Source organism: Empedobacter brevis, from assembly GCF_965118635.1.
Taxonomy (GTDB): Bacteria; Bacteroidota; Bacteroidia; order Flavobacteriales; family Weeksellaceae; genus Empedobacter; species Empedobacter brevis_A.
In genome coordinates, this window is the sequence record NZ_CBCPHV010000002.1 from 120,003 (window position 1) to 145,188 (window position 25,186).

The 25,186-nt window shown below is 30.6% G+C and carries 21 protein-coding genes; 17 read left to right on the forward strand and 4 right to left on the reverse strand.

The window, feature by feature from the left end; genetic code table 11:
• Nucleotides 1–162: 162 nt before the first annotated feature.
• The 10 genes from ACMHJW_RS02890 (at nucleotide 163) to rpoN (ending at nucleotide 11,421) form a co-directional block, all read left to right on the forward strand.
• Nucleotides 163–1,152 (forward strand): LLM class flavin-dependent oxidoreductase, encoded by a 990-nt coding sequence (locus tag ACMHJW_RS02890; protein ID WP_413531914.1) that lies wholly within the window; start codon nucleotides 163–165, stop codon nucleotides 1,150–1,152.
• The gene (locus ACMHJW_RS02895; protein ID WP_413531915.1) at nucleotides 1,153–1,650 is read left to right on the forward strand and encodes a hypothetical protein; all 498 of its coding nucleotides are present in this window, start codon (nucleotides 1,153–1,155) and stop codon (nucleotides 1,648–1,650) included.
• A gap of 38 nt (nucleotides 1,651–1,688) precedes the next feature.
• On the forward strand, nucleotides 1,689–2,660 hold the full coding sequence (locus ACMHJW_RS02900; RefSeq protein WP_413531916.1) for a polyprenyl synthetase family protein: 972 nt from the start codon (nucleotides 1,689–1,691) through the stop codon (nucleotides 2,658–2,660).
• A gap of 1 nt (nucleotide 2,661) precedes the next feature.
• Complete coding sequence (locus ACMHJW_RS02905; protein WP_413531917.1) at nucleotides 2,662–3,648, forward strand: GSCFA domain-containing protein; 987 nt, start codon at nucleotides 2,662–2,664, stop codon at nucleotides 3,646–3,648.
• Complete coding sequence (locus ACMHJW_RS02910; protein ID WP_413531918.1) at nucleotides 3,642–4,409, forward strand: TatD family hydrolase; 768 nt, start codon at nucleotides 3,642–3,644, stop codon at nucleotides 4,407–4,409. Before ACMHJW_RS02905 ends, ACMHJW_RS02910 begins: the two co-directional genes overlap by 7 nt.
• A gap of 50 nt (nucleotides 4,410–4,459) precedes the next feature.
• Nucleotides 4,460–5,170 carry a UMP kinase gene (pyrH, locus tag ACMHJW_RS02915; protein ID WP_413531919.1) on the forward strand — a complete coding sequence of 237 codons (711 nt, stop codon included), beginning with the start codon at nucleotides 4,460–4,462 and terminating at the stop codon, nucleotides 5,168–5,170.
• An 8-nt stretch (nucleotides 5,171–5,178) separates the two neighbouring features.
• Entirely contained in the window at nucleotides 5,179–5,733 is a 555-nt protein-coding gene (frr, locus tag ACMHJW_RS02920; RefSeq protein ID WP_413531920.1) for a ribosome recycling factor, read from the forward strand.
• Nucleotides 5,734–5,809: 76 nt separating this feature from the next.
• Nucleotides 5,810–8,221: a DUF5686 family protein gene (locus tag ACMHJW_RS02925; RefSeq protein WP_413531921.1), complete on the forward strand. Its 2,412-nt coding sequence runs from the start codon at nucleotides 5,810–5,812 to the stop codon at nucleotides 8,219–8,221.
• A 199-nt stretch (nucleotides 8,222–8,420) separates the two neighbouring features.
• Entirely contained in the window at nucleotides 8,421–9,869 is a 1,449-nt protein-coding gene (gene asnS / locus ACMHJW_RS02930; protein WP_413531922.1) for an asparagine--tRNA ligase, read from the forward strand.
• Nucleotides 9,870–9,948: 79 nt separating this feature from the next.
• The gene (gene rpoN / locus ACMHJW_RS02935) at nucleotides 9,949–11,421 is read left to right on the forward strand and encodes an RNA polymerase factor sigma-54 (RefSeq protein WP_413531923.1); all 1,473 of its coding nucleotides are present in this window, start codon (nucleotides 9,949–9,951) and stop codon (nucleotides 11,419–11,421) included.
• Between the two features lie 106 nt (nucleotides 11,422–11,527).
• Here rpoN and ACMHJW_RS02940 read toward each other — a convergent pair whose 3' ends face one another.
• On the reverse strand, nucleotides 11,528–12,811 hold the full coding sequence (locus ACMHJW_RS02940) for an MFS transporter (RefSeq protein ID WP_413531924.1): 1,284 nt from the start codon (nucleotides 12,809–12,811) through the stop codon (nucleotides 11,528–11,530).
• 80 nt (nucleotides 12,812–12,891) lie between these two features.
• Nucleotides 12,892–13,929, reverse strand: a complete 1,038-nt coding sequence (locus ACMHJW_RS02945) for a sulfite exporter TauE/SafE family protein (RefSeq protein ID WP_413531925.1) — start codon at nucleotides 13,927–13,929, stop codon at nucleotides 12,892–12,894.
• Between the two features lie 289 nt (nucleotides 13,930–14,218).
• On the opposite strand from ACMHJW_RS02945, the gene ACMHJW_RS02950 reads away from it, so the two are divergent.
• The 3 genes from ACMHJW_RS02950 to ACMHJW_RS02960 all read left to right on the forward strand — a co-directional run bounded on the left by ACMHJW_RS02950 (nucleotide 14,219) and on the right by ACMHJW_RS02960 (nucleotide 17,576).
• A complete protein-coding gene (locus ACMHJW_RS02950) occupies nucleotides 14,219–15,094 on the forward strand; it encodes a DUF808 domain-containing protein (RefSeq protein WP_413531926.1) in 876 nt (291 codons plus the stop codon).
• A gap of 125 nt (nucleotides 15,095–15,219) precedes the next feature.
• A complete protein-coding gene (locus ACMHJW_RS02955) occupies nucleotides 15,220–16,551 on the forward strand; it encodes an amidohydrolase family protein (protein ID WP_413531927.1) in 1,332 nt (443 codons plus the stop codon).
• A 116-nt stretch (nucleotides 16,552–16,667) separates the two neighbouring features.
• The gene (locus ACMHJW_RS02960) at nucleotides 16,668–17,576 is read left to right on the forward strand and encodes an alpha/beta hydrolase (RefSeq protein WP_413531928.1); all 909 of its coding nucleotides are present in this window, start codon (nucleotides 16,668–16,670) and stop codon (nucleotides 17,574–17,576) included.
• A gap of 36 nt (nucleotides 17,577–17,612) precedes the next feature.
• Here ACMHJW_RS02960 and ACMHJW_RS02965 read toward each other — a convergent pair whose 3' ends face one another.
• Together ACMHJW_RS02965 and ACMHJW_RS02970 are read right to left on the reverse strand one after the other, a co-directional pair.
• A complete protein-coding gene (locus tag ACMHJW_RS02965; protein ID WP_413531929.1) occupies nucleotides 17,613–19,289 on the reverse strand; it encodes a PNGase F N-terminal domain-containing protein in 1,677 nt (558 codons plus the stop codon).
• A 72-nt stretch (nucleotides 19,290–19,361) separates the two neighbouring features.
• Complete coding sequence (locus tag ACMHJW_RS02970; protein WP_413531930.1) at nucleotides 19,362–20,528, reverse strand: acyl-CoA dehydrogenase family protein; 1,167 nt, start codon at nucleotides 20,526–20,528, stop codon at nucleotides 19,362–19,364.
• 141 nt (nucleotides 20,529–20,669) lie between these two features.
• Between ACMHJW_RS02970 and ACMHJW_RS02975 the strand changes: the two genes are divergently transcribed.
• The 4 genes from ACMHJW_RS02975 (at nucleotide 20,670) to ACMHJW_RS02990 (ending at nucleotide 25,177) form a co-directional block, all read left to right on the forward strand.
• On the forward strand, nucleotides 20,670–22,199 hold the full coding sequence (locus ACMHJW_RS02975; RefSeq protein WP_413531931.1) for an aldehyde dehydrogenase family protein: 1,530 nt from the start codon (nucleotides 20,670–20,672) through the stop codon (nucleotides 22,197–22,199).
• 14 nt (nucleotides 22,200–22,213) lie between these two features.
• Nucleotides 22,214–23,503 carry an L-lysine 6-transaminase gene (lat, locus tag ACMHJW_RS02980; protein ID WP_413531932.1) on the forward strand — a complete coding sequence of 430 codons (1,290 nt, stop codon included), beginning with the start codon at nucleotides 22,214–22,216 and terminating at the stop codon, nucleotides 23,501–23,503.
• 59 nt (nucleotides 23,504–23,562) lie between these two features.
• Nucleotides 23,563–24,342 carry an HAD family hydrolase gene (locus ACMHJW_RS02985; protein WP_413531933.1) on the forward strand — a complete coding sequence of 260 codons (780 nt, stop codon included), beginning with the start codon at nucleotides 23,563–23,565 and terminating at the stop codon, nucleotides 24,340–24,342.
• A gap of 403 nt (nucleotides 24,343–24,745) precedes the next feature.
• Nucleotides 24,746–25,177: a cold shock domain-containing protein gene (locus ACMHJW_RS02990; protein WP_413531934.1), complete on the forward strand. Its 432-nt coding sequence runs from the start codon at nucleotides 24,746–24,748 to the stop codon at nucleotides 25,175–25,177.
• Nucleotides 25,178–25,186 lie beyond the last annotated feature (9 nt).

Below are 25,186 nucleotides of genomic sequence, written 5' to 3' on the forward strand. Positions count from 1 at the left end.
ACGAAATCAACTGATATTCATAGCGTTTTAAATTATTTAAATCTAATTCAATTGGGTAAGTGTTTTAAAATAAGAAACTTATGTTTGATATTTTGCTCGAATTTTTTTTGAAAATTTTTCTTTGTAACTTAGTATTATTATTTAAATAAGAAACAAGAACGGATGAGAAAAGTAAATTACTCAGTGTTGGATTTGGCTTATGTTAGAGAAGGAGAAACATTAAATCAAACGTTCAAAAACACTTTAGATATAGCAAAATTTGTCGATGAAATAGGATATAGTCGTTATTGGCTATCCGAACATCATAATATGCAGAATGTTGCCAGCGCAGCAACTTCTTTATTGATAGGTTATGTAGCAAACGGAACTTCAAAAATAAAAGTTGGTTCTGGCGGAATAATGTTACCTAACCATTCAGCATTATCAATTGCAGAACAATTTGGAACATTAGATGCACTTTATCCAAATCGTATCGATTTAGGTTTAGGTCGTGCTCCTGGAACAGATCAATTAACTGCTTCTATTTTGCGCCGTGGAGATAATCTTGTGAACTATGATTTTGAAGCTGAAATTAAAAATCTGCAACAATATTTTAGTACAGAAAATAAAGAAAGTAAAGTTCGTGCAATTCCTGGAGAAGGAGCAAATGTGTCTATTTATATTTTAGGTTCAAGCACAGATTCTGCTTTTTTAGCAGCAAAATTAGGTTTGCCTTATGCATTTGCAGGACATTTTGCGCCACAACAATTTTATCAAGCAATGGATATTTATCGCTCTCAATTTCAACCATCAGCGTATTTAGAAAAACCTTACACAATTGCTTGTGTCAATGTAATTGCAGCAAATACAGACGAAGAAGCTCATTACTTATCTATGTCAATGTATCAAGGTTTTCTGAATATTATTAGCAACAAACGTCAACCAATTGTTCCGCCAGAAAAAACGAAGTTAGAATTAGCTTCTCAAGAACAAAAGTATATGCTAAAAGAAATGACAGCTCTATCTTTTATAGGAAGTAAAGCATCTTTGGCACAAGGTTTTGATGAATTTATTTCGGAATCTAAAATTGATGAAATTATGATTTCTACAAATATTTATGATCAAAAAGCAAAGCGAAAATCATATCAAATTGTAAGTGAATTGTTTCGTTAAATGAAATCAAAAAAAACAATCTCAAAATTCAATTATTATTCAATGTACGTTGATCAATTCAAAGATCAATTCACAATTGTTTTAATGCTTAATCTTCTCCTTTTTTTTATTGCAAATCATTGGAGCTATCTATTTCCAGAAGAATTTCTATTTGTAAACCATAAAGATATTTTTGGTCTATTTAGAGAACAATTTGTGTTAAACGAATTTTTTGAAGTTTTGGCTTATACTTTTTTGGGCGCATTATTTATCCATTTTGGCACATATAAAATGAATAAAAACTGGATTTTTAGATCAAATGCAATGCTTTTAATCATAATATCAACTTATTTTTGGACAATACCTTCATTGCAAAGCATTGAAATTGTTCTACAAAAAAGTCATCCTTATTTTATAGCAGCAATAATTGGTCAAATCCTTTTGTATTTAATAGTCGGAAACGAATTTTTAAGCTTAATCAAAAATAAAATAAAACAGTCCAAAATCAATCATTCTTAGTTATATTTGCCAAAACTTAATTTTACAAAAATCAAACTATGTACTCATTTGATAAATTTCACGAATTAATTGCCGAAACAATCGATAAAAATCCATTTTCTAAAAATCCAGAAGAATTATACGAACCAATGGATTATATTTTGAATATTGGAGGAAAAAGAATTCGTCCGATTTTGACTTTATTGGGAACAGATTTGTTTGATGGTGAACTTGAAAAAGCATTGAAACCTTCATTAGCAATTGAGTTTTTTCATAATTTCTCATTAATGCACGATGATATTATGGACAATGCTTCGCTTAGAAGAAGTAAACCTACAATTCACGAAAAATTTGGTGTAAATACAGCAATTCTTTCTGGAGATGCAATGTTGGTAAAAGCATATCAATATCTTGAAGATTTAGAACCAGAATTATTTAAAAAAGCAACAAAACTATTTTCTAAAACAGCTTTAGAAGTTTGTGAAGGACAACAATTTGATGTAAACTATGAAACAAAATTAAATGTTTCTTACGAAGATTATATCAAAATGATTTCTTTAAAAACAAGTGTTTTATTAGGTTGTGCGCTAGAATTAGGAGCAATGATTGGAAATGCTTCAGAAGAAGATGCAAAAAAATTGTATCAATATGGTTTGAATTTAGGAATTGCTTATCAATTGAAAGATGATTATTTGGATGTCTTTGGAAGCCTTGAACATTTAGGTAAAAAACACGCTGGAGATATTTTCGAAAATAAGAAAACGATTCTTTATATTTCTGCTTTAGAAGCAGCAAATGAAGAAGAAAAAGAAGAATTATTATATTGGTATACTTCAAATACAGATAATATCGATAAAGTATATGCGGTAGAAAAATTATTCAGAAAACTGAATGTAAACCGTAAACTTTCGACATTGATTAGAGAATATACAAATAAAGCGCATAGCTATTTAGACCAAATAGATGTTCCAGAAGAACGAAAATCTCATTTGAGAGAATTAAGTGAAGTTTTAATTGATCGACAAGGATAAAATGCAATTTCGAACAACTTTTCCAATTCAACCTTCTGATTTTAAGCTTAATCATCAACATAAAATATTGACGATAGGTTCTTGTTTTTCAGATGAAATTGGAAAACGTTTGATAGATTTAAAATTTGATGGATTAATTAATCCATTTGGAGTGATTTTTAATTCATATTCCATTCAAAATTTAATCGAAAGAAGCATTCAAAAAAAATATTTTACAACGACAGATGTACATCAAAACGGAGAAGAATTTTTCTGTTTCGATGTACATTCGTCGTTTAATGCACTTACAAAAGAAGCTGTTTTAGAAAAACTAAATGCAATTTTAGATCAAGTTCATTGTTTCATTTATTCATGCAATGTACTAATGATTACTTTAGGAACATCGTGGATATATGAATGGAAAACATCGAATAAAATTGTTACGAATTGTCATAAAGTTGAAGCAAATCAATTTGAAAAAAGATTATTAACGACAGAAGAAAACTTGAAATCCTTAGAATTAATCGTTTCTGATTTAAAGAAAATTAATCCAAATATTCAGATTATTACAACAGTTAGTCCAGTTCGTCATACAAAAGATGGAATGATAGAAAATAATGTGAGCAAAGCAAGATTATTGGATGCTTTATATCAACTAAATATTCAACAACATCACGTTCAATATTTTCCGTCGTATGAATTGGTTTTGGATGATTTGAGAGATTATCGTTTTTTCAAAGAAGATCTTATTCATCCTTCTAAACAAGCGGTTGATTATATTTGGGAACGTTTTTCAGAAACTTTTTTCGAACAATCAACACAAACAATTATTCAAAAAATAAACAAAGTTATTTCAGCGATGAATCATCGTCCTTTTAATCAATCTTCAGAAAATCATCAACGATTTTTAACCAAAACTATTACTTGGATAGAAGAGTTAGAAAAAGGAAATAAGCTAGATTTCTCAACTGAAAAAGAATTTTTAAGATCAAAAATAAAACAATGTTAATTGATACACATACACATTTATATTCAGAACAATTTGAAAATGATATAGATGAAGTTATAGCGCGAGCAAAACAAAATGGAGTAGAGCGATTTTATTTGCCTGCGATTGATAAAAGTTATACGGACAAAATGTTGGCATTAGAAGCTGCGTCTCCAGATTCTATGTTTGCAATGATGGGCTTGCATCCATGTTCGGTTCATCCAGATACAATAGAAGAAGAATTGACTCATGTAAGAGAATGGATTGATAAACGTCCGTTTAAAGCGATTGGCGAAATAGGAATCGATTTATATTGGGAAAAAGAATTTCTACAAACACAGCAAGATGCTTTCAAAACGCAGATTGAATGGGCTAAAGAAAAGAATTTACCAATTGTCATTCATTGTCGTGATGCGTTTAACGAAGTTTTTGAAGTGCTAGAAGAAGTAAAAGATGAAAAGTTATTCGGAATTTTTCATTGCTTTTCGGGAACGAAAGAAGATGCACAACGCGCAATAGATTTTAATTTGAAACTAGGAATTAGTGGAGTTGTAACTTTTAAAAATGGTAAAATAGATCAATTTTTGGGAGATTTCGATATTAAACATATTGTACTCGAGACAGATTCGCCTTATTTAGCGCCAGTTCCGTTTCGTGGAAAACGAAATGAAAGTAGTTATTTAACACATGTTTGCGATAAATTAGTCGATATTTATCATCAAACTCCAGCTGAAATTGCAGCAATTACAACAAAAAATGCGTTAGACATTTTCGAACGTTAGGATAAATCAGAATAGAAAAATTATATTTGCAAAAGAAAACCTTTGACAAGATGAAATACAAAAGAATATTACTTAAATTAAGTGGTGAAGCATTAATGGGAGATTTACAATATGGTATCGATCCAAATATGCTGAAACAATATGCGCAACAAATAAAAGAAGTTGCTGAATTAGGTTGCGAAGTGGCAATCGTAATCGGAGGTGGTAATATTTTTAGAGGAGTACAAGGAGTTGCTTCTGGTATGGATCGTGTTCAAGGAGATTATATGGGAATGTTAGCAACTGTAATAAACAGTATGGCATTGCAAGGAGCATTGGAAGATGCTGGTGTAAATACACGTTTACAAACAGCTATTCGTATGGAACAAATTGCAGAACCGTTTATTAAAAGAAGAGCAACACGTCATTTAGAAAAAGGTCGTGTCGTAATTTTTGGAGCAGGAACAGGAAATCCATATTTTACAACAGATACAGCAGCAGTTTTGAGAGCAATTGAAACACAAGCTGATGTTATTTTGAAAGGAACTCGTGTAGACGGAATTTACACAGCTGATCCAGAAAAGGATCCAACAGCAGAAAAATTCGAAACAATTTCTTATCAAGAAGTTTACGACAAAAACTTAAAAGTAATGGATATGACAGCTTTTACTTTGAGTGAAGAAAATAATTTACCAATTATTGTATTTGATATGAATACTGATGGTAACTTGAAAAAATTGATTTTAGGAGATAACGTAGGAACTCTTGTAACAAATAAATAAATCCCGAAATGGAAGAATTAGATATTATTTTAGAAACGGCTAAGGAGCAAATGCAAGGAACTGTAAGTCACTTAGAGGTAGCATTTGACAAATTAAGAGCAGGTAAAGCAAGCCCTGCAATGTTAAGTTCAGTTCGTGTTGATTACTACGGAAGTTTATCTCCGTTAACACAAATTGCAAATGTAAATACACCAGATGCAATGACGTTGAGCATTCAACCGTACGAAAGAAATTTAATTGGTGAAATCGAAAAAGCAATTATCAATGCTAACTTAGGTTTTGCACCTTCTAACAATGGAGATTCTATTATAATCAGTATTCCTCCAGTGACAGAAGAGCGTCGTAAAGAGTTAGTAAAAATGGCAAAAGCAGATATGGAAAATGCAAAAATTTCTCTTCGTAATGCACGCCAAGATGCTAACAAATCACTTAAAGCAGTAAAAGAAGCTTCTGAAGACATGGTGAAAGGTTACGAAACACGTGTACAAGGATTAACAGACAAATTTTCTAAGGAATTAGAAGAAGCTTTAGCGAAAAAAGAAGCTGAAATTATGAAAGTTTAATCTTTCTTGAAAAAAATATATTTTAAAGCAGCGTTTCGCTGCTTTTTTTATTTATTTGCATAATCAATTTCAAACGATGAAGAATTATATATTTCTGTTAAATTTCTGTATCTCAATTGCCACATTTGCTCAAATAAAAGTAAGAGTTTTCGATGCTCAGGACGAATTTCGTTTAACAGGGGCCAACGTATACAGCGATACAAAACAATTTCTTGGAGAAACAGATGAATTAGGTGAACTAGATATTAATGATTCAATTCATTTTATAGATGTACTCAAAAATGGATATTTTACAGAAAGCATACAAACCAACGGTAGAAAATTAATCGAAATTATGATGAAACCTTCTTTCATTAGTTTGGATGAGGTTAAATTCACAACAAATGATTCTGTTGGACGAAATATAATTATCAAAGCAATTCGTAATCAATCCAAAAATTCAATAAAAAAAGGAGGAAATATTTTCCTAAAATCATATACAAAATTTTGGAGCACTGTAAATAACGATTCAATTCCGTTTATTATTCAACCACAAAATCACAAAGATTCTGTAAACAATCAATGGAAAAAATTATTAGATAATAGCCATTTATTTTTAGGAGAACGTGCAATGGATCATAAAATATCCAAGCGTTTGGGATTAAAAAATATTGTTCAATCATCTCGAATTTCGGGAATGCGTTCGCCTTTGTACGAATATTTAGCAATGCAACCAATTGCCTTTAATTTTGATCAAGATAAAATCAATTTTTTCTTCAAAGGAATAGTAAATCCAGTTAGTAGAGAAGGACTTTCTAATTATCGTTATGGTTTCAAAGAAGATATTTTTATCAATGGAAGAAAAACAATCGTTATCAGCTTTTTTCCAGCTATAAAAACAGACAAACGTCAAATAAAAGGAACACTTTGGATTGATGATAAAACATATGCCTTAATCAAATTTGAAGCTGAAAATACAAGCGCAAATTATGTAGCAGAATTAGAAGCTGATTGGAAGTTGAACAACGGAACTTGGATTCCAAATCAACAAAAATATCGCATGGAAGCTGGTAATTTTAAAATTACTGAAAAATTAGCCGGTGATGATTTTATTGATAAAAAAGAAAAAATTTGGATTAATCTCGAAACAACTTTCAAGGATATTCAAAATCCAGCTCATTTCAAACGCAATGAATTTTTGGGTTATGAAGATGAGATTTCTTTTCAGAATATGGATGCAAAAAAATGGGATAATGTAATGGAAAATTATCGCGATTCATCTTTATCAAACAAGGAAAAAAACACATATGTAACGATTGATAGCATTTCTGATAAATACAAGCTAGAACGACAAATGAAGTTGATGAGAATCGTTAATTCTGGCGGAAAATTATCATTAGGAAAAGTTGATTTAGATCTTACAAAAATCTTAGCTTATAATGATTATGAAGGTTTCCGACTTGGAGCGGCTTTCAATACAAATGAAAATTGGAGCGATAAATATTCGTTGAATGCTTATTCTGCTTATGGTTTCAAAGACGAAAAATTTAAGTTTGGTTTTGGAGGAGATTATTTTGTAAATAAACCTTACTCAGGAAGAGTTTTCGCAAAATATTCGCAAGATGTTTCGGCTTCTGGAAAAACGCCAATTTTATTACAATCAAATTACACACGTTTAATAAGCGGCGCGTTTAGTAATATTTATAACCACGAATATTTTTCATACAAACGTTATGCTTTTGGATATGAACAAGATATTTTCAAAAATGTAACATTCAATATTTCGGCGAATTACGAAAAACAACAAGCAGAATTCAATTATTCTTTCAAAAATAATATCGGTTGGTACGATTTGTATAACACGCAATTAGCGATTCGTTTTGCACCAAAAGATAAATTCATTAGAACTCCTTATGGAAAAGTAACGGTGAACAGTGGAAAATCTGTTTTCTATGCAACGCTTACAAAATATTGGGATATTTTTAATTCTGATTATGATCCACTTCGTTTCAATATTTCTTATTTCGATGTTTTTGATACAAGAATTGGTAAAACAAATTTCAATGCAAATGCGGGTTGGGTAGAAGGAAAAATACCATTGATGAATTTGTTCGAAGGACAAGGAAACGCAAAACGAAATGACTTTTTGAATTTTGGAGTAGGAGGTTTAACAAATTTCGAAACAATGCGTCCAGGAGAATTTTATTCGGACCGATTTGTATCTTTCCAATTGAAACATATTTTTGCTGGTGTTAAAGTAGGAAACAAAATTATTTTCCCACAATTCGTTTACCGTGGAGTTTTAGGTGATATGAAAGATAAATCAGATCATCAAAATTTGGATTTTAAAACCTTGAATCATTATTACCACGAAACAGGTATTGAAGTAAATAATTTAATTTTCAAAACTTTTGGTTTAGGAGCTTTCTATCGTTTAGGAGCTTATTCAGAAGAAAAATTCAAAGATAATTTCTACTTAAAATTAACCGTTAATTTGAATTTCTTGTAGAATTACATTCTTTTACGTTTTGAATCTAAGAAATAGAAAAATTTCACTTCAAAAAATAAATTAAAATCAAAAATCCTTCACAATTTTATTGAAATTGTGAAGGATTTTTAGGTTCAGTAAAAAATATTCGCAAAAATTATGCCTATAATTTTTATAACTTTAAATATTAACTAAATTTGTAAGGATAAATAAAAAAATTATGCAATCGTACGGAATTAAAGCCTTATTAGAAAAAGGCAAAGATTTGTTGCTACAGGAAGTAGTTGTAAATGGATGGGTAAGATCGTTCAGAAGTAATCGTTTTATCGCGTTGAATGACGGTTCTACAATTAATAATATTCAAGTAGTAGTAGATTTCGAAAATTTTGACGAATCAATTATAAAACAAATTTCTACAGCAGCTTCTTTGCAAGTAAAAGGTGAAGTGGTAGAAAGTGAAGGAGCAGGTCAAGATATTGAAATTGTTGCAAAAGAAATTAAAATCTTAGGAGCTGCACCATCAAATGATTTAAAAGGAACAATTTTACAGCCAAAACAACACAGTTTAGAGATTTTGCGTGAGCAAGCACATTTACGTTTCAGAACTAATGTTTTTGCTGCAACTATGCGTGTTCGTAATGCGTTAATGTTCGGGATTCACAAGTATTTCAACGAAAATGGTTTCGTTTACATCAATACACCAATTATTACAGGTTCTGATGCAGAAGGAGCAGGAGAAATGTTTCATATCACAAATATGGATATGGAAAACTTGCCTAAAAACGAAGAAGGAAAAGTAGATTATACACAAGATTTCTTTGGGAAATCGACTAATTTAACTGTTTCAGGACAATTAGAAGGAGAAACAGCAGCAATGGGATTAGGAAAAATTTATACATTTGGACCTACTTTCCGTGCAGAAAACTCGAATACTTCTCGTCACTTAGCAGAATTCTGGATGATTGAGCCAGAAGTTGCATTTTTCCGTTTAGATCAAAATATGGATTTAGCAGAAGATTTCATGAAATCTGTCATCACTTATGCAATGGAAACATGTAAAGATGATTTGAAATTCTTAGCTGAACGTTTTGATAAAGAACAAAAACAAAAACCAGAAGCAGAGCGTTCTGAATTAGGTTTAATAGAGCGTTTAGAATATGTATTAAATAACAAATTCATTCGCTTGAGCTATACAGAAGCTATTGATATCTTGAAAGATTCTAAACCAAATAAAAAAGGTAAATTCAAATATCCAATCGAAGGTTGGGGAGCAGATTTACAATCTGAACACGAACGTTATTTAGTTGAAAAACACTTCAAAACTCCAGTTATTTTATTTGATTATCCAGCAGAAATCAAAGCATTCTATATGCGTATGAACGATGATGGAAAAACTGTTCGTGCAATGGACGTCTTATTCCCAGGAATTGGAGAAATTATCGGAGGTTCTGAGCGTGAAGAACGTTTAGAAGTTTTAGACGAAAAAATGGAAAAATTCGGGATCGATAAAGAAGAATTATGGTGGTACCGCGATACAAGACGTTTCGGATCTGTACCTCATTCAGGTTTCGGATTAGGTTTAGAGCGTTTAGTATTGTTCGTAACAGGAATGGGAAATATTCGTGATGTAATTCCTTTCCCAAGAACCCCTAATAATGCAGAATTTTAATTAAAATATTTTTCGGATTTAGCTTAAATATTGTAACTTTAAGCTAAATCCGTTTTTTATACAAGCCAAAACCCAAAATATGTTAAAGCAGGAATTAAATTTAAAATTACAACAAAAACTATCGCCACAACAAATCCAATTAATGAAGTTGGTTCAGCTTCCTACGGTTGCTTTTGAACAACGCGTAAAGGAAGAGTTGGAAGAAAACCCTGCTTTGGATGATCAATCTTCTGAGTATGACGAAGATTATGGAGGAGAACAGGATGAATGGGATAATCAGAATGATGATTATGGCGATGAACAAGTTATTGACACAAGTGACATCAATATTGATGATTATTTGAGCGATGACGATATTCCAAATTATAAAACGTATACCAATAATTATAGCGACGATGACGAAGATAAATCTGTTCCTTATGCACAAGGAGAGAGTTTTATTGAGTTTTTGACTTCGCAATTATACACGTATCGATTAACTTCAGAACAATTTCAAATTGCCGAATTTATCTTAGGTAATATTGACGATGATGGTTATATGCGTCGAGATGTTAAATCGTTGGTTGATGATTTAGCTTTCTCACAAAATATTTATACATCACCTGAAGAGGTTGAAAATTTGTTGATTAATTATATTCAACGAATGGATCCTGTTGGTGTTGGAGCACGCGATTTGCAAGAATGTTTACTTATTCAGTTAGAAAATAAAAATCAAACAGAATCAGTAGAATTAGCAGAAAAATTAATTTCAGAATCATTCGATGCATTTACGAAGAAGCATTATTCGAAATTAATGGCTAAATATGATGCCGATGATGATGAATTACGTGATGCCATTTCGGAAATTGAACGATTAAACCCAAAACCAGGAAAATCATTTTCTAGTAGCAGTAAAATTGTAGAGCAAATCACACCAGATTTTACAATTCATATCAATGATGGTGATTTAGAATTATCATTAAATGGACGTAATGTTCCTGAATTAAAAATCTCGAGTGCGTTTGCAGAAATGTTAGATACGTATAAAAAAACGGAAAACAAATCGAATCAGCAGAAAGAAGCTGTGATGTTTGTAAAACAAAAGTTAGATTCTGCGAAATGGTTTATTGATGCGGTTCAACAACGTCGAAATACGCTTTTATATACAATGGAAGCGATTATGAAATTCCAAAAAGAATATTTCTTAACAGGAGATGAAACGAAAATCAAACCAATGATTTTGAAAGATATTTCTGACCAAATTGGAATGGATATTTCGACCGTTTCTCGTGTAGCAAATTCTAAATATGTAACAACGCCTTATGGAACATTTTTAATAAAAGATTTGTTCTCAGAATCGTTGACAAATGATGATGGAGAAGAAGTTTCAACGCGTGAAATCAAACGAATTTTACAAGATGTTATCGCTGATGAAGATAAAAGAAAACCTTTGACGGATGAAAAATTAACTGAAATTTTAAAAGAAAAAGGTTATCCAATTGCTCGTCGTACAATTGCAAAGTACCGCGAACAATTAAATATTCCAGTTGCGAGATTGAGAAAAGAAATCTAAATTTTTAGAAATATAATCAAACACAAAAAAGAGCTTTTTATAAAGCTCTTTTTTGTGTTTAAAGTTTTTATCTAATCAAAAAACTTATTGTTTTTATATAAATAATTTACTTCTTTTCCATTTTATAGAATAATAAAATTACAAAGCTAATGGCAAACGAAACGCCCATCGCAAGAGCAGAAGCTTTCATGCCGCCCGAATATTCTATCAATAAACCGTAAATCACTAATCCTAAGAATAAGGCAAACTTTTCGAAAACATCATAAAAGCTGAAATATGTTGTTGTATCTTCTGTTTCTGGTAATAACTTCGCATAAGTAGAACGAGATAAAGCTTGTAAACCTCCCATAACAAGTCCAACCATAGCAGCCATTATATAGAATTGTGTTTTTACATTTGGATCGTTATTATCAATTAAGTAACCAATTATACATGTAATTATCCAAATAAAAATTCCAATTAATAAAGTTTTCTTATTTCCGATTTTCCCAGAAAGAAAAGAGAAAAGCCAAGCACCTAAAACAGCTTCAATTTGAATTAATAAAATAGTCATAATCAATTCCGAAGATTCCATTCCAATTTCTGAACTCCCAAACATGGCAGCCATCAAGAAAATGGTTTGCATAGCTAAACTATAAAAGAAAAAACCAGCCAAAAATACACGGATATTCTTGTATTGATTCAAATCTTTATATGTAAGTCGTAAATTACTGAAACTTGATTTGATAATATCTTTTGGAATTTGACGATCAAATTTATGATTCGGTAATTTACTTAATGCAATTTGCCCAAATCCTAGCCACCAAACTCCTGTTAATAAGAAACTTATTCGAGCAAATAATCCTTGTTTTTCTTCTGGTGCAAATTGTATCATTGCCAAACAAATCGTCAATAAAATAACAGAACCAATATAGCCAAACATATAACCTTGTGCCGAAACTTTGTCCATTTTTTCTTCTGAAACAATTTCTGGTAAATAAGCATTGTAAAAAACTAAACTTCCCCAAAAACCTATACTTGCCGTGATATTGAGTAATAATGCTAACCAAACCAAATCGCTCGATGTGAAGAAAAACATTCCAATACAAGAGAATGAGCCTAAGTAACAAAAAAAGCGAAGAAATTTGATTTTATTTCCGATTAAATCAGCAATCGAAGATAAAACTGGAGATAAAACAATCACGAAAAAGAATGCAATTGCCAATGAAAAATTGAAAGCAGATTCTGGTAATAATCCCAAGAATTTGATTGGTTGATTATTCGCATCATAGCTCATTAATGTATAATAAACTGGAAAAATCGCCGATGCAATAACTAAAGAATGGACAGAGTTTGCCCAATCGTAAGAAATCCAAGCTCGTGTTAGTTTGGGATTATCTTTTGTATTCATATATTTTTTTATAGTAATGTTGGTTAAACTTAAGAATAATTTATCAAATATAATGTTTCGTAAAAATTATTAATTGTTTTTTATTCTTTCAGTTCAAATTTGGTTAATTTATTGTCTTTGTAACAATAAAATTCATAACTATTTTCTCCAATTCTGAAGACTTTTTCGAGAGAAATCTTATCGTAATTTGGCAAAATTTCAGTATATTTTTTTAATAATTTTTCTGGCAATTCATTTGGGAGAATTGGGCGTTCAATTTCAAATTCTCCATCCAAAGAATATTCCATCACAAAATCGCTGTTTCGCCATTTTAATATTGTTTCATTTTCGTCGCCTTTATTTATTGTAGAAAGTTGTATTTTATCTTCTTGAATAATTTTTTGTGAACTTGTATAAAAAAGTGTAATTCCAGAAATAACCATTGCAGCATATCCAACTTTTCTGAAAATAAAATCGCTAAAATAAGGAAGAATATATTTCACAGAATAAGATGAAATAATTGAGGCAATTGCAATCGCTAATCCAATTAATAAAGCATTCTTAGAATATAAACCAAGAGCGGTATAAATGATAAGTTTAATAATATGAAGTATAATTTCGTTTGCTGCGCGAGTTGCGATAATTTCTTCTTTTGTTAAACCATATTTCAAGTAAAATCGATTAAATAATAAACCAATTGCGCCTGTAATTCCCGAAACAAATCCTGCCAAAAAACCGACAATTGCTAAAATATATTTTGGAGAAGGTTTTTCATCATTATCTTGTTGTTTTTTGTTTAGAAATAATTGAGGAACATTTGAAATCAATAAAACAGCAACGATTATTTGTAAATAAATTGGATTGATGAATTTGATTAAATAAGCGCCCATTAAAACTGCTGGAATAGAAAATGGAACGAACCAAAAAAAGATTTTCCAATGTACAGATTTTTTGAAAGCGGCTATACGAGAAGCTGAGCTTGTAAATGTTCCGATTGTTAAGGAAAAAGGAACTAATGAAGTTGGAATGATAAGATTGAGAATTGGAATTATAATTAAGCTTGCGCCACCGCCACAAATTGCACTTATCCAAAATGCTAAAATTGCACCAATAAATAGAAGAAATATATTAAAAATCACGTTTATAAATTTTATTAGAAGACAAAATTAGAACCATGATTTAAGAAAAAATAGCTTGAAAACTTATCTTAAGTAAAACTTAAGAATAATGAAAACTTAATGAAATAAGGATGAGGTTTTAGAGAATTATTGGCTAACTTTTAATTATCAAAAGAATTTGGCATTTTATGAATTTATCAATATTCTAAAAGCGTATTAATTTTCTCAAAATAAAATCTAGAATGAATATCAAAAAACTAAAAAAGAATTCTCATTATTTTTTACTTTTACGAACCGAAAAATAAATTATATGGCTTCAGGAATATTCGCAGTATTAGATGATATTGCAGCGTTAATGGATGATGTTGCAGTAACAAGTAAAGTTGCAGCAAGTAAAACAGCAGGGATTTTAGGCGACGATTTGGCTGTTAATGCAGAAAAAGCGACAGGTTTTTTATCTTCTCGCGAAATACCAGTTCTGTGGGCAATAACAAAAGGATCTTTTATCAATAAATTGATTATAGTTCCAATTGTTTTGACATTAAATCATTATATGCCAGATGTTATAAAATATATCTTGATTTTGGGAGGTTTTTATTTGGCTTTTGAAGGCGTTGAGAAAATAATTGAATTTATTTTTCATCGTTCAAAGAAAGGTGAACAAGTGATTCATGAAGATAAAGTAGAAGACAAGAAAGAAGTTTCGGAGAAATCGAAAGTAAAATCAGCGATTATTACAGATTTTATTCTTTCCATAGAAATTGTGATTATTGCATTGAGTACAGTTCTAGAAGAACCAATGATGACACAAGTTTTGACAGTTTCTTTAATTGCAATTTTAGCAACGATTGGTGTTTACGGAATTGTAACCTTGATTGTTCGTATGGATGATGCTGGTTATAAATTAATAAAAGCATCTCATGACAAAGGGGCTGTTTCTAAATTAGGACATTTTTTGGTTGATGCATTGCCTTATGTAATCAAAACGTTAGGTTTTGTAGGAACTATAGCACTTTTACTGGTTTCAGGCGGAATATTTGTTCATAATATCGATTATATTCATCATCATATTCCTACAGGAATTCCAACGATGATTAGCGAAGCTTTTATTGCGCTTATTGCAGGACTATTAGTTGTGATAATTGTAACAATTGTTAAGAAAATAATTGGTTTAACAAAAGCTTAGAAATTCGCTGAAAAGCAAGATTATAGTTTGTTTAATTAATCATTATAAATAAGAAAATAATCCTTTTTTAATCTTGAATTACATTCATTCAACGTATCTTTATAGCAAATAATAAACAATATATTATGAAAATAAAGTCAATAATAATACTTTTTTTTCTTGCTACCACTTTTACTTTTGCGCAAACGAAACAAATTTTAATTGAAAATGTTAAGATTTTAGATCATCAAAATCAAACATTAACATCTCCAATGAATGTATTGGTTTCAGGAAAAAAAATTGAAAAAATTAGTGCTTCAAAAATTAATGCTTCAAATCAAGATGTTGTAAAAATTAATGGAGGAGGAAAAACATTAATTCCAGGTTTAATTGACGTACATGTACACATGGTTTTTGGTGCATTGACGATGCAACAATTAATGGATCCAAATATGTCAGAAGAAATGATGCTTTCAAAAGTAAGTGAATCCTCTCACAAAATGCTAATGCGTGGTTTTACAAGTGTTCGTGATGCTGGTGGACCAATTTTTCCTTTAAAATTAGCCATTGATAAAGGTAAAATTACAGGACCTAGAATTTGGCCTTCTGGTGCAACAATTAGTCAAACAGCTGGTCATGGAGATTTTAGAACGCCGTCAGAACGTTCGCGTCGTTTCTTTGGGAAAGCTTCACGTGCAGAAGAGATGGGCGCAACGTTTATTGCTGATGGAAGAGATGATGTTTTAACTGCAACTAGAGAGAATCTACGTTTCGGGGCAAGCCAAATAAAATTGATGGCTGGTGGAGGAACATCTTCTGCTTATGATCCGATTGATGTTACACAATATACTTTTGATGAAATGAAAGCTGCTGTAGATGCTGCTGAAGATTGGGGAACGTATGTTATGGTTCATGCTTACACGCCTAGAGCTGTTCAACGTGCGATAGAAGCAGGAGTGAAGTCAATAGAACATGGTCAAATGTTAGATGAAGAAACTTTAAAAATTATTGCTGATAAAGGAATTTGGTTAAGTCTTCAAAATCTAATGGATAATAATGATAACATGGACGAGTTACGTAAAGAAAAACGTAAACCGGTTTTAGAAGGTCAAGATAAAGTTTGGCCTTTAGCAAAAAAACTTGGGGTAAAACTTGCCTGGGGAACAGATTTTTTATTTGAGCCTGAATTGAATGATGAGCAAAATAGTTATATCCTTCGTCTTCAGAAATGGTTTACAAATGCTGAAATTTTGAAAATGGTAACAAAAGATAATGCGCAATTATTACAATTATCTGGTTTAAGAAATCCATATCCAGGAAAATTAGGTGTTATAGAAGAACAAGCCTTAGCAGATTTGATTTTAGTTGATGGAAATCCTTTGAAAGATTTATCATTAATCGCTAATCCTGATAAAAACTTTTTAGTGATTATTAAAGATGGTCAGATTTATAAAAATACAATTAAAACGAAAAAGTAAAATTTTCATTACATTATAAAAAAAAAGCGAGGTTAATTTTTATTTATCTCGCTTTTTTTTTAAGTTCTATTTATCGGCTTGAAATTTGTTGAGAAAGTCAATATTATATTAATAAAATGTCACGATCAGAAAATATTTATCATCGAGAAATCCTTCCAAAAGGGGAAATTAAAGCTACTTTGCTTCTTGTTCATGGAATGCAAGAACATAGCGAGCGGTATGAAAAATTTGCAAATTTTTTAGCAGAAAAAGGAATTTTAGTTTTATTATACGATCAATTAGGACACGGAAAAACAGTAAAAAATAAAGAAGATTTTAGTTTTTTTTGTTTAAATAATCCGAAAGATGAATTAATAAAAATTGCAAAAGATTTAGCTAAATCGTTAGAGGATAAATATCCTTCAGTTCAGCATTTTATTATGGGACATTCGATGGGATCTTTTCTTACACGATGTTTGTTACAACAATATGGCGATCATTTTGATGGCGCAATAATAATGGGAACAGGAGGTAGAATTCCTGGAATTAAATTATTAGGTAGTTTTTTAAGTTTTCTAAATAAATTGATTCCCCATAAAAGAAGTAAGTTACTTAACACGATTTTTTCAAAATCAAATAATAAGCATTTCAAAAATGAAGAAAATTTTCATGAAACGAATTGGCTTAGTTTAGATGAGCAAAATCGTTTAAATTTTCTCAAAGATCCTCTTTGTGGAATTCCTTTTACTGTTAATGGTTTTTATACATTGATTAATTTAAACATTCAAGCGACAAAAAAGAATTGGACACAAGGAATACCAAAATCTTTACCTATTTATTTTGTGAGCGGAGCAAACGATCCAATTGGTGATTTTGGGAAAGGAGTTTTGCAATCTTATAATGATTTAGAGCAAAATGGTTTCGAAAAAGTATCAATAAAATTGTATCCAAATCTCCGACATGAAATATTGAATGAATCGACGAAAGAAGAAGTATATCAAGATATTGCAGATTGGTTGATGGCTTTAATAAATAGCAAAAAATAAGAGCAAAAGTTTTTTAAAACTTTTGCTCTTATTTTTTTATTTTCCTAAAAGAACTCCCGAAACATTCCAATAACTGAAACTATTTCCTTCAGGTTTTCCTTGCGGAATTTTTACTTGTATGCTATGTTTACCAGCTTTCAAATCGCCTAAATCTATAAAATAAGGATTTGTAATTGTTCCTGGGCACCAATTAGAACGGCTATAATCGGATGACGATAAACCATTGTCAAAATTACCAGAAGCAGGATTATAAGCACGATACGAACCACAATCTTGTCTCCAAGGAACAATATTAAACACTTTTTGTCCATCAAGAAAAATACTATTTTCTTTTGGTACAAATTCGTCGCCATTTTCCCAACCGCCATGTCCAGTTGTTGTAAAACGCAATTTAGCATTATTATAATCTTCTTTCAATGTGAATTCTACTGTAAATCCATTCGGATTTTCGAACAAAGTAGAATATTCTTGCCCAGCCATTTCCATAACATTTGTTGTATTGAAAATAGGTAAAACCTTTTCAATTGGTAATGTTACAGAACCAGAAGGATGAACAGATATATTTGCAGAAATTGTATGTCCACCTTGATCATAGTTTCCAATAAAAAAGCCGATTAATACTTCTTGATTAGATAATAAATTTTGAAATTCTGTAATTTCTTGACGATATTTTGCTTCGGTTTGCCACGTTTGATTTTTTAATTGAATATAATTGAATTTATTAATTCCAAAAGGAGTAAAAAAGCGCATTAGTTCAACTATTGGCGTATAATTTTCAGTTAAAAAATAACCTTGATAGATTTTATTATTTGCCGATGTATAAATTGGTAATTGTTTGATTCCTTTTTGTAAAGCATCCATAAATGTGATTTTCGAATCGCGCGGAATCAAAAATACAGAACCAGTTCTATCATAAGCATCTCCATTTGATTGTTGAGTGACATTCAAAAAGACTTGATTTCCTTCCTTTATTTGAGGAATTTTAATTTTTCGAACGACAACAGTTCCATTTGCAAAACGATAAATAGAATCATTAGAAGAAAAATTGTTACTAAAATTAATTTGTTGATGTGATAAAAGTGGAATATCTACAAACTTTTTCTTCCAAATAATATCTTTATAAGAAAGTAAATCTATACGATTTTGATGTAATTCTTTTTGAATAAATAAGCTCGGAATTAAGTCTTTTTCTCGTTCGATTTTAGAAGCACGAATTGTCGAATTGTTATTTCGTGTAAGTTCTAATACAAATCCCAAATTCATTCCAACTGCAGTTGGCGCAGCATTCAAATTCATATTATCTACAAACCAAACATCTATTGTATTTGAATTTATATTTGCTGTAGCTTTTTTGCATCGTAAACCTAAGATTCGTTTTGTTTCTTTAGAAATTGTAAAAATTGTTTTATTGAATGAAACAGAATCATTTGTAATGATAGAATTTATTGAATCAAATTGTGTAATCATCGAGAGAATTGAAGGATTTTCTTTGGTGTAATAAATCATTTCATCAGGATAATTTGTCGATGAATTAAAACTTTTTTGTTTTCCAATAACAGTTTCTTTCGTATTTGCGATTACTTGTATCGGATTGCTTTCCTCGACTTTCTTTCCATTCGAAAATCGTTCATATGTAATTTTGTAACTTTCTTGTGCATTAAGAGCAATTGCCTGAATGCAAAACGTAATAAATAAAAATAATTTCAATTTCATAATTGATCAATAAAAAAGGTTTACAAACGAATTGTAAACCTATAAAAATATATGATTGTATGAAAAAATATCTTACACAAAAGCATTAATTCCTGTAACATCTGCGCCAGTTATCAATAAATGAACATCGTGCGTACCTTCGTAAGTAATAACAGATTCAAGATTCGCTGCATGTCGCATCATTGGATAATCTCCCACAATTCCCATTGCTCCAATAATTTGTCGAGATTCTCTTGCAATATCAATAGCCATTTTTACATTATTGCGTTTTGCCATCGAAATTTGTTCAGGAGTTGCTTTGTCTTCATTTTTTAAAGTTCCTAATCGCCAACATAATAATTGAGCTTTTGTAATTTCTGTAATAAATTCAGCTAATTTTTTTTGTTGCAATTGATAAGAAGCAATCGGTTTTCCAAATTGTGTTCGTTCTAATGAATATTTCAAAGCAGATTCATAACAATCAATTGCAGCACCAATTACGCCCCAAGAAATTCCATAACGAGCGGAGTTTAAACAAGATAATGGTCCGCGTAAACTTTTTACTTCTGGTAAAATTTGAGAAGCTTCGATCTTCACATTTTCAAAAACTAATTCTCCTGTTTTAGAAGCTCTCAACGACCATTTGTTCAATGTTTCTGGCGTTGTAAAACCTTGCATTCCACGTTCTACAATAACGCCACGAATTTTACCTTCTTCATCTTTTGCCCAAACAACAGCAATATCACAAATAGGAGAATTTGTAATCCACATTTTAGCACCATTTAATATATAATGATCTCCGTTTTTAGTTAAACGAGTTTCCATTCCACCTGGATTAGAACCATGATTTGGCTCAGTCAATCCAAAGCTTCCAATAAATTCTCCAGAAGCTAATTTTGGTAAATATTTGCGTTTTTGTTCTTCTGATCCAAAAGAAAATATTGGGTACATGACTAATGAAGATTGTACTGAAGCAGCAGAACGAATAGCAGAATCTCCGCGTTCTAATTCTTGCATGATTAATCCATATGACATTTGGTCTAATCCAGCTCCTCCATATTCTTCAGGAATATATGGTCCTAAAGCTCCAATTGCACCTAATTTTTTCATTAAATCTGGAATATCTTTATGATGTTGTGCAGCATCATCTATCACAGGTTTTATTTCGTTGTCCACAAAATCTCGAACAGATTGACGAATTAATTTATGTTCTTCGGTTAATAAATCATCAATCTTAAAATAATCTGTAGTTGAATTCATTTTATGCGGTTTTATTTTATTAAATCTAACGATTATTCACTAAATTAAAAATTATTCTGAATAATATTTATTAAAAATTTTGATTTATGAAACTTTTGACTAATTTAGGTAAAAGTTATAACCACAAAATAACACAAAAAAATGATAGAAAACGAATTAAAAGAATTAGGTATTTCTTCTGAAAATCTTGGTACATCGACAGGAAATACTTGGTTTGGAAAAGGAGAAGAGTTTTCTTCCTATTCACCAGTAGATGGTAAACTGATTGGAAAAGTAAATTCATCTACCAAAGAGGATTATGAAGAAGTAATAAAAAAAGCTCAATCAGCTTTTAAAGAATGGCGAATGATTCCTGCTCCAAAACGAGGAGAAATAGTTCGTCAATTTGGAGAAAAACTTCGTGGGAAAAAAGCTTCTTTAGGTAAATTGGTTTCGTATGAAATGGGAAAATCATATCAAGAAGGTTTAGGAGAAGTGCAAGAAATGATTGATATCTGTGATTTTGCAGTTGGATTATCACGTCAATTATATGGTTCAACAATCCATTCAGAACGACCTTTGCATCGTATGTACGATCAATATCATCCTTTAGGAATTGTAGGTGTGATTTCAGCCTTCAATTTTCCAGTTGCTGTTTGGTCTTGGAATACTTGTTTAGCATTGGTTTGTGGAGATGTTGTTGTTTGGAAACCTAGTGAAAAAACGCCTTTGTGTGCTGTTGCGTGTCAACATATTTTAGCAGAAGTTTTAAAAGCAAATAATATTTCTGAAGGAGTTTCTTCTTTGGTAATAGGCGATAAAGCGATTGGTGAATTAATCGCGCAAGATCCTCGCGTAGCTTTAGTTTCTGCAACGGGTTCTACTCGAATGGGAATTGCAGTAAACAAAGTAGTTGCTGCTCGTTTAGGTAAAACAATTTTAGAATTAGGTGGAAATAATGCAATTATCGTTACGCCAGATGCTGATTTAAAAATTATGTTGACTTCTGCAGTTTTTGGAGCTGTTGGTACGGCTGGTCAACGTTGTACAACAACAAGACGTTTGATTGTTCACGAATCTATTTATGATAAAGTAAAAGAATCGTTAGTGAATGCTTACAAACAAATAAAAATTGGAAATCCATTAGATACAACAAATCATGTAGGACCTTTAATTGATAAAGATGCAGTTGAAATGTATTCAAATGCTTTAGAAAAAATTAATCAAGAAGGAGGGAATATTATAGTAGAAGGTGGTGTTTTAGAGGGAAATGGTTTCGAAAGTGGTTGCTATGTAAAACCTGTTATTGCTGAGGTTGAAAATCATTTTGATATTGTTCAGCACGAAACTTTTGCACCAATTTTATATTTAATCAAATATTCTGGAGATGTATTAAATGCAATCGAGATTCAAAATAATGTTGCACAAGGTTTATCATCATCTATTATGACAAATAATCTTCGTGAAGCTGAATTATTTTTAAGTCAACAAGGCTCTGATTGCGGAATAGCAAATGTAAATATCGGAACTTCTGGTGCTGAAATTGGCGGAGCTTTCGGAGGAGAGAAAGAAACTGGAGGAGGAAGAGAATCGGGGTCAGATGCTTGGAAAGCTTATATGCGAAGACAAACAAATACGATCAATTATTCGACAGAAGTACCTTTGGCACAAGGAATTAAGTTTGACTTTTAAAAAACACACATAAAATGAGTACAGTACACGAAAGATTAGCAAAACATATATTAGCAGATGGATATCCAATTGTAATGGATATGGATAAATCTCACGGATCTTATGTTGTAGACGAAAACGGAGTTGAATATTTAGATTTATTTTCGATGTTCGCTTCAACAGCAATTGGTTACAATCATCCACATTTAGTCTCAAAAATCGATTTTTTAGGTCGAAATGCAGTCAATAAACCTGCCATGTCAGACATTTATACAAAAGATTATGCAGATTTGGTTGATACGTTTGAGCGCGTTGCAATGCCAAAAGAATTACAATATTTATTCTTTGTTTCTGGCGGAACTTTAGCAGTAGAAAATGCTTTGAAAGCTGCGTTTGATTGGAAAACAAGATTAAATTTTTCTAAAGGAATAGAACAAGAAGCAGGAGAAGTTATACATTTCAAACAAGCATTTCACGGGCGCTCTGGTTATACTTTATCGTTGACGAACACAAAAGATCCTCGAAAATATGAATATTTTCCGAAGTTTAATTGGCCTCGAATAGATAATCCAAAAATCGAATATCCTGTTACAGAAGAAAATCTTTCTAAAACAATAGAACATGAAAAACAAGCTATAGAACAGATTGAGAAGGTACTTTCTGATCGTAAAAATAAAATAGCTTGTATTATTATTGAGCCAATTCAGGGAGAAGGAGGAGATAATTTTTTCCGTAAAGAATTCTTTAAAAAATTGAGAGAAATTTGTGATAAAGAAGAAATTCTCCTAATTTTTGATGAAGTACAAACAGGAATGGGAATGACAGGAAAAATGTGGGCTTTTCAGCATTATGATGTAATTCCAGATATCATCTCTTTTGGAAAGAAAACGCAAGTTTGTGGAATTTTAGCCAATAAAGAAAAGATGGATCAAATTCCGAACAATGTTTTCAAAGAATCAAGCCGAATCAATTCAACTTTCGGTGGAAATTATATTGATATGTTGCGTTTTAAATTAATTTTAGAAGTTATCGAACAAGAAAATTTGGTAGAAAATGCAGCTGAAAAAGGTAAATATATCATCAATAAATTGAATGAGATTGCAAAAGAAACAAAGAAAATAAATTCAGTTCGAGGTTTAGGATTATTTATCGCATTCGATTTTGTTTCGGACAAAGATCGTGCTGAATTTATCAAAACTTGTTTCGAGAGTCATCTAATTATATTGCCATGTGGAGAAAATTCGGTTCGAATGCGACCGCATCTCAATATTTCGTTGGAAGATGCAGACAAAGCGATAGAAATTATTAAATTAGCGTTAAAATAACAAAATGAAAGCAACCAATTAAGGTTGCTTTTTTTAATTTTGAATAATAAAATAAAATTATGATAGATTCTTTTTTCTTCGATTTTGATGGAACATTGCAAGGGTTTGAAAACCATGAAATAAGTGATTCAACAATTGAAGCGTTGAAGTTATTGAAACAGAAAAACAAAAAAATATATATCGCAACAGGACGAAATATGGTCGATATGCCAGAACATATTTTTGAATATGGTTTTAATGGTTATATTAATAACAATGGCGGAATGTGCTCAGACGAAAATCGTCAATCATTTTTTGTAGATTATATCAATCAAGACGATATAGAAGCTTTGTTGCAATATGATGCCGAAAATCCTTTTTCGTTTTCGTATATGACGAAAGAAGCGTTTAGTATAAATAGAATTAATGAAAAAGTTGAAAAATCGTTTGCTTATTTTGGTATGAAAGTTCCAGAAGTTGTAGATCCTAGAACATTACCGAAAGATAATATTATGCAGATGAATTTTTTTGTGGATCAAGAGAAAGAAGATTATTTGATGAAAAACGTTTTGACAAATAGTGTTGGAACGAGATGGATAGAATATTTTGCTGATATTAATCCCAAAAATATTAGTAAAATGAGAGGAATAGAACGAATGGCTGAACGTCATCAATTAGATTTATCTAAAACAATGGCTTTTGGCGATGGCGGCAACGATATTAGTATGTTGAAAGGTTGTACAATTGGTGTTGCAATGGGCGATGCAAAAGACAATGTTAGAGAAATTGCAGATTATGTGACAACTTCTGCCGATGACAATGGAATTTGGAATGCTTTGAAACATTACGAGATTATTTAGGCAATATAACTTTTTATAAAGATTGAAAATCCAACAGAAATTGGATTTTTTCCTTCTTAATAAGAATAGATAATTAATCAATAAAAGAAATATAACATAATTTTTGAATAAATAAGTGCTTGAGAAAGAAAGTTTATAAAATTCTATATGAATAAATAACGCTCAATTCACTAAAATTTATTATCTTTGCCTCATACTTGAGAAGATATATTATCTTACATAGTTTACAATTGTATTCTTTATTTTACTTTTTTTAATTCACTAATTGACTTTGTCAATATAATTTTAACTTCTGTTTTCTAAAATATATACTTGTAAGTTTTTACTCTGTGAAATATATTTAGATAATCAATCCATATTTTCTTAGGTTTCTAATAATTATAAAAAAACTATAAAAAAATTTATGGCAGATTCTACATCTAAAAAAGAAAATAGCAAAAAGAAAGCATTAAAAAAATTAGAAAAATTAAACAAAAGAGAAAGCAGAAAAGATAACAACAACAAAGGAAAATCATTAGAAGAAATGATTGTTTATGTTGATGTTTTAGGGAATTTTACAGATGTACCTCCTCATTTGCAAGACAAAGAAGCTGATTTGCTGAACAATAGAAGATTAGAATCTGATAATAGAGATGTTTTTATAGAAGGTACAGTTGATGTATATAACGAATCAAAAGGTTTTGGTTTTATAAAAGTGCCTAATTCTAACGATAAAGTATTCTTTCATTTCAAAGAATCAAAAGAATTACTAAAAGTTGGAGACAGAATTCAGTTTAAGAAAGAAATGACTGAAAAAGGATTCAGAGCAATTCAAATTTCGAAAAAAATAAATTAATTAAATAAA